The following is a 5,091-nucleotide window of genomic DNA, read 5'->3' as shown; positions in this document are numbered from 1 at the left end:
GGCGCTCCACTGCGCCTGCAGCTCCGCAGCCTCCAGGCCGGGCTGGGCCAAGCCGGGCTGGGCCAGGCCCGACTGGGCCAGGCCGGTGGCCATCAACGGCTCCTCTTCCGGCGGACGGGACGGGACGGATTCGCCATGGTCAGAGTCCCAGGTACGAATCCGCGGCGGACATGACGTGGTCCACCTTGCCGAGCAGGTCGTCGAGGACCTGCTGGTCGGCAACCAGCGGCGGGGACAGCACCAGCATGGTGGCGCCGCGGTTGTCCGGACGGGTGATGAGGTTGACCTCCCGCATGGCCTGCGGCATGACCCGGCCCAGCAGCTCTTTGGACTGTTCCGGCGTCAGTTCCCGCCCGCTGTCCCGGTCCCCGGTGAGCTCGATTGCGTAGAAGAAGCCGGTGCCGCGCCACTCCAGGATGCTGCGGTGGCTGTCGCGGATCTGGTTGAGCCCGGACTGGAAGTAGGGCTCCAGGCTGCGGACGTTCCCCGGAATGTTCTCTTCCTGCAGCGCCGCGAGGTTGGCCACGGCTACCGCGGTGGAGACCGGATGTCCGCCCCAGGTGGCGCCGTGCGTGAAGATGCCGGCTTGCGGCGAATCCAGCAGCGCGTTGGCCAGCGGCGTGCGGATGAGGACGCCGCCCAGCGGGGCGTACCCAGAGGTGGAGCCCTTGGCGAACGTCAGCAGGTCGGGCACGACGTCGAACTTGGTGCTGCCGAACCATTCGCCCAGCCGGCCAAAGCCGCAGATCACCTCGTCGGCGACCAGCAGGATGCCGAACCGGTCGCAGATGGCACGCAGTTCCTGCCAGTAGCCCGGCGGTGGCACGAGCGCGCCGCGGGAGTTCTGGACCGGCTCGGCGAACAGCGCGGCGATGGTCTCCGCGCCCTCTTCCTCGATCACCTGCAGGATGGCTTGGATGCTGGGCAGGTCCGCCGCGGTGCCGCCCTCCGGGATGGTCTCCCCCAGCGTGTTCGGCACGTGCCGCACGCCTGGCATCAGGTCGCCGAAGGGCTCCTTGTAGGCCGGAATGCCCGTCACGGCGAGCGCGCCCAGGGTGGTTCCGTGGTAGGCCATGTGCCGGGCGATGATCTTGGTCCGCTGCGGCTGGCCCTGGCTGCGGTGGTACTGGCGGGCGAACTTGATCGCGGACTCCACGGCCTCCGAGCCGGAGTTGACGAAGAAGGTCACGTCCAGGTCGCCTGGGGCCAACTTGGCGATGGTGGTGGCGGCTTCGATGGCCGCGGGATGGGCCGAGCCCCAGTTGGTCCAGTACGCCAGCTTGGACATCTGCTTGGTCGCGGCGGCCGGAATGTCCATCCGGCCGTGGCCCATGTTGACGCAGAACAGGCCGGCCAGGCCGTCCAGGAAGCGGTTGCCGTCCTCGTCGTAGAGGTAGGAGCCTTCCCCGCTGACGATGACCGGCAAGTTCGGGTCCCGCCACACCTGACCCGCGGTGAAGTGCGGGAACAGGTGCCTCTGCGCGAGGGCACGGTTCTCTGAGTTGCTCATCGGGAGCCTCCGTTCAAAGAGTGCTGGCCTGGCCCGCTCACGGGCCCCTGCAGCTTCCGTTGTTATGTGGTGCATCTCACTCTCGCTGACGGACAGGACCCATCAAAGGCCCACTTTGCGCCGATTTTTTAGGTACCAGATGCAGCCGGACCGGCAGCCGCGCCGCCGATGTAGGTGCGCGGGACCCGCGGCCCGATCCGGGTCAGGACCTCGTACGGGATGGTGCCGGCCGCAACCGCCCACTCCTCGGCGGTGGGCGCGTCACCGTCGCCGAACAGCACCACGCGGTCCCCCGCCGCCACCTCGTCGTCGCCCACGTCCACCACGAACTGGTCCATGCATACCCGGCCTGCCACCCGGTACCGGCTGCCGCCCAGCTGGACCGGTCCGGCAGAACTGGCGCTGCGGAACACGCCATCCGCATAGCCGAGCGGGACCACCGCCAGGGTGGTCTCGCGCTCGGTCCGCTGTGTGTGCCCGTAGGAGATGCCGGAGCCCGCCGGCGCACGCTTGGTCTGCACCACCGAGGCCGCAAGCGTCATGGCCGGCCGCAGCCGCGGCAGGCCGTCCCGGGCCTCGGGAGGAAGCGGATTGATGCCGTACACGGAGATGCCGGGCCGGACCAGGTCGAAATGGCTCTCCGGCAGGGACAGCGTGGCGGCCGAGTTGGCGATGTGTCGGTACCGGGGACGCAGCCCGGCGGCGCGGGCCACTGCGACGGCCTCGTCGAAGACCGCCAGCTGCGCCGCGATCGACGGATGGCCCGGTTCGTCGGCACAGGCCAGGTGGGACCAGACTCCCACCACCTCAACCAGACCGTCCTGCTCCGCCCGGCGGGCGGTCCGGACCAGCTCCGGCCAGTCCGCCGGGGCGGCTCCGCCCCGCCACATCCCCGTGTCCACCTTCAGGTGCAGCCTGGCGGGCCTTCCTGCATCTGCCGCGGCCCTCGCAATGTCCGCCAGCTGGTCCGTGCTGTAAGCGGCCAACTGGATGTCCCGCCGGATCGCCTCCGCGTAGGGCGCGCCGGGTGAAGCCAGCCAGGCGAAGACCGGGGCGTCGATGCCCGCTTCCCGCAGGGCAAAAGCCTCCTCGAGCACGGCCGCGCCAAGGAAGGTGGCGCCGCCGGCGAGTGCGGCGCGTGCGGCCTGCACCAGCCCGTGCGAGTAGCCATCCGCCTTCACCACAGCCATCAGGTCATCCGAACGCGCCACCGAACGCAGGGCGGCAACGTTCTCGCTGATCGCGTCAAGGTCGATGATGGCCGTGCGCTGAGGGTGGGCCGCCTCCTCCGGGAGCGCGGGCCGGCAAGCGGCCATCGGGGCCCGAACGCTAACAGCTTCGCCGCTGCCCGTGATCGTCTGGCTCATGGACTTCCTCCTGGGATCCGTGCTGGTCCCGGGCGCGTCGTTGCAGCCCGGTACCAACACTGTGGGACAGCAGGTCGGAAGGAAGACAGGTCCAGTCCGGCCCAACTGTTCAGGTACCAGCCGCAGGCACAGTCAGCAGCACCTCATGCTCGTTGCGGCCAACGACGGCGGTGGCGCACTTCGGGCTGCCGTACTGTCCCGACCGAAGCAAGTCTTGGACGAGCCCTACCCTGCATTCAGCGTCATTTGTGCCGGCATCGGCGTCGCCAGTGATTTGTCACAGACCGGAAGGGGAATACCTACGGTCGCGGTTGTGAATAACGGAGTCCGCCAGGCCACCGTCCTGAACTGAAATTTGTGAGTTCACGCGGGCGTCGATGGGGCGGCAAAGCCGTTTCCGGGTGGACACGCATCGATACATCTCTGAAAGCCATGCGAGGGGCCTTGCTTGCGCGCACTACAGGGGAGCATACTCTTGACTCATCGCCCGGGCACGAGGGCTTGGGCTTGGAATGAAAAGGATGAGCACCATGACCACCGCCGTGCGCTCCTGCGCTGCCACCTCCTGCTCCTTCAACAACAATGCCGACTGCAACGCGCTGGCAATCACGATTGCCGGTGCCGAGTCCCAGGCCTCCTGTGGCACCTTCGTGCAGTTGGATGCCCGCCGGCCTGTTACTTCTGATGCCGGCCGCGTGGGTGCGTGTCACCGTCTTGAATGCTCCTACAACAGCGACCTAATGTGCACCGCCGAAGGCATCGAGGTCACCGACACCGCCACCTGCGCCACCTACACGGTCGCCTGACCCTGCCGCACACCAGGAGCGCCTGAATCGGCGCAGCCCCAGCCTGCTGTGGGCCCGTGCTCAGGGCCGCGGGGCAGTGATGCGCCGCGCGGGCAGAGAGTCGAGGAGATGGCGCCAGGCGATGACGCCGTCCTGCGCTGACGGGGCATGGGCCGGCGACGGCAGCGGCACTTGCACCACCCAGCCCTGGTCTCCGGTGAAGCGTGCCAAAGTGACGCAGTGCCGGTCTACGTCTACACAGTGAGCCGGATCGGCGACGACGCTTGTGTCCTCCGGCAGGTCGAGCCGCTCCGTCCAGCCGGGGAGTATGTCGTCCAGCACGGCATCGGCGACGTCCGCCAAGGTCTCGGCGGCCGTGGACATGACGGCGTCATGCAGGGCGTCGGTCGACGGGGCCGCGGTGGCCGCGTCAGCCAGGATGGCAGCGTCGTAGGCGGTGACGCCGGAGCAGTCGTGCAGCAGGATCCGTTCGGTGGAGATCACGCCCACGCGCACGCGCGGTCCGACATCCTGGACGAGATCCGCCAGCTGCCCCTGCAGGCCCAGCGCGCCCACCTCCTCCGTATCCCGGCACCAGCGCAGCGTGCCCAACAGGTGCAGTGACGCCAGACGTAGGGCGAGCCTGTGGTCGGCGGAGTCCTTGACGATATCCGCGCGCACCTCGATGTCATCGGCCGTGTGGAACCCGCCGAGCGAATGAAAGAGGTTGGGGATATCCGCGACCACCAGCTGCCCGGAGCGGGAGACGCCGTGAACCGCGGAGGAGAGCGTTTCGCCAGCCCGGTACGCCGTGAGTTCGATGGCGCCCTCGCCCGCCAGGATGCGGCCCGTGACCGACCGGGCGTGGGCGGCTCGCGGATTGGCGGCCATCGACGCGGGTGTCGGGGAAGTGTGCGATGTCGAACTCATGGGTGATCCTTCCGGGACGGTCATCGTCTAGTAAGGCACGCCTAAGTCGATTTAAGCAAAGGATATGTACGCTTATTACGGTCCGTGTAGCGTCGTCGATACCCTCCTGGATCCGGGCTTCGGGCTGTATATGCGCCGTTATCGGCATTTCGTGTAGTCGGTGCCCACACGTTGACCGTCAGGTCAGCGGCAGGAGGCGCCATAGAGGTTCAGTTACGTATTCGAGGTCGCCGTCATGTGCCTGGATCTCGTCTTCGCTGATGATGTCTATCGGCTCGCGTCCGAGGGAAGGCGCGATCTTCAGGCCAGGACGGTGCGCGCCATCTGACGAGCGCGATCACGAAGCTTTGAATAGTGTGAAGACATATCCGTGGCACCATTGCCCAACGTGTCATACAGCAGTTCGACGCGACTGTCTCTAATCCCGCAGAAGCCGGCGATGCCAACGTTCAGGTGGTGCTCGATCATTATGTCGTAGCTCCTCTTGGTGAAGAACTCG

General features: G+C 67.6%; 5 protein-coding genes. 1 reads left to right on the top strand and 4 read right to left on the bottom strand.

Features of this window, described 5'->3' with window-relative positions; translation table 11 throughout:
• Nucleotides 1–139: 139 nt before the first annotated feature.
• Both D477_RS00695 and alr read right to left on the bottom strand, forming a co-directional pair.
• Nucleotides 140–1,510: an aspartate aminotransferase family protein gene (locus D477_RS00695; protein WP_005266227.1), complete on the bottom strand. Its 1,371-nt coding sequence runs from the start codon at nucleotides 1,508–1,510 to the stop codon at nucleotides 140–142.
• Between the two features lie 128 nt (nucleotides 1,511–1,638).
• On the bottom strand, nucleotides 1,639–2,877 hold the full coding sequence (alr, locus tag D477_RS00690) for an alanine racemase (protein WP_005266225.1): 1,239 nt from the start codon (nucleotides 2,875–2,877) through the stop codon (nucleotides 1,639–1,641).
• A 530-nt stretch (nucleotides 2,878–3,407) separates the two neighbouring features.
• On the opposite strand from alr, the gene D477_RS00685 reads away from it, so the two are divergent.
• Nucleotides 3,408–3,683, top strand: coding sequence for a DUF1540 domain-containing protein (locus D477_RS00685; protein WP_043845055.1), 276 nt, complete (start codon nucleotides 3,408–3,410; stop codon nucleotides 3,681–3,683).
• Between the two features lie 60 nt (nucleotides 3,684–3,743).
• Here D477_RS00685 and D477_RS00680 read toward each other — a convergent pair whose 3' ends face one another.
• Entirely contained in the window at nucleotides 3,744–4,592 is an 849-nt protein-coding gene (locus tag D477_RS00680; protein WP_005266222.1) for a hypothetical protein, read from the bottom strand.
• A gap of 300 nt (nucleotides 4,593–4,892) precedes the next feature.
• The coding region (locus D477_RS22475; RefSeq protein WP_005266220.1) for a hypothetical protein at nucleotides 4,893–5,091 on the bottom strand (199 nt) is incomplete at its 5' end.

This window comes from Arthrobacter crystallopoietes BAB-32 (assembly GCF_000328305.2).
Lineage (GTDB): Bacteria > Actinomycetota > Actinomycetes > Actinomycetales > Micrococcaceae > Crystallibacter > Crystallibacter crystallopoietes_A.
This window is presented reverse-complemented; position numbering and strand designations above follow the sequence as displayed.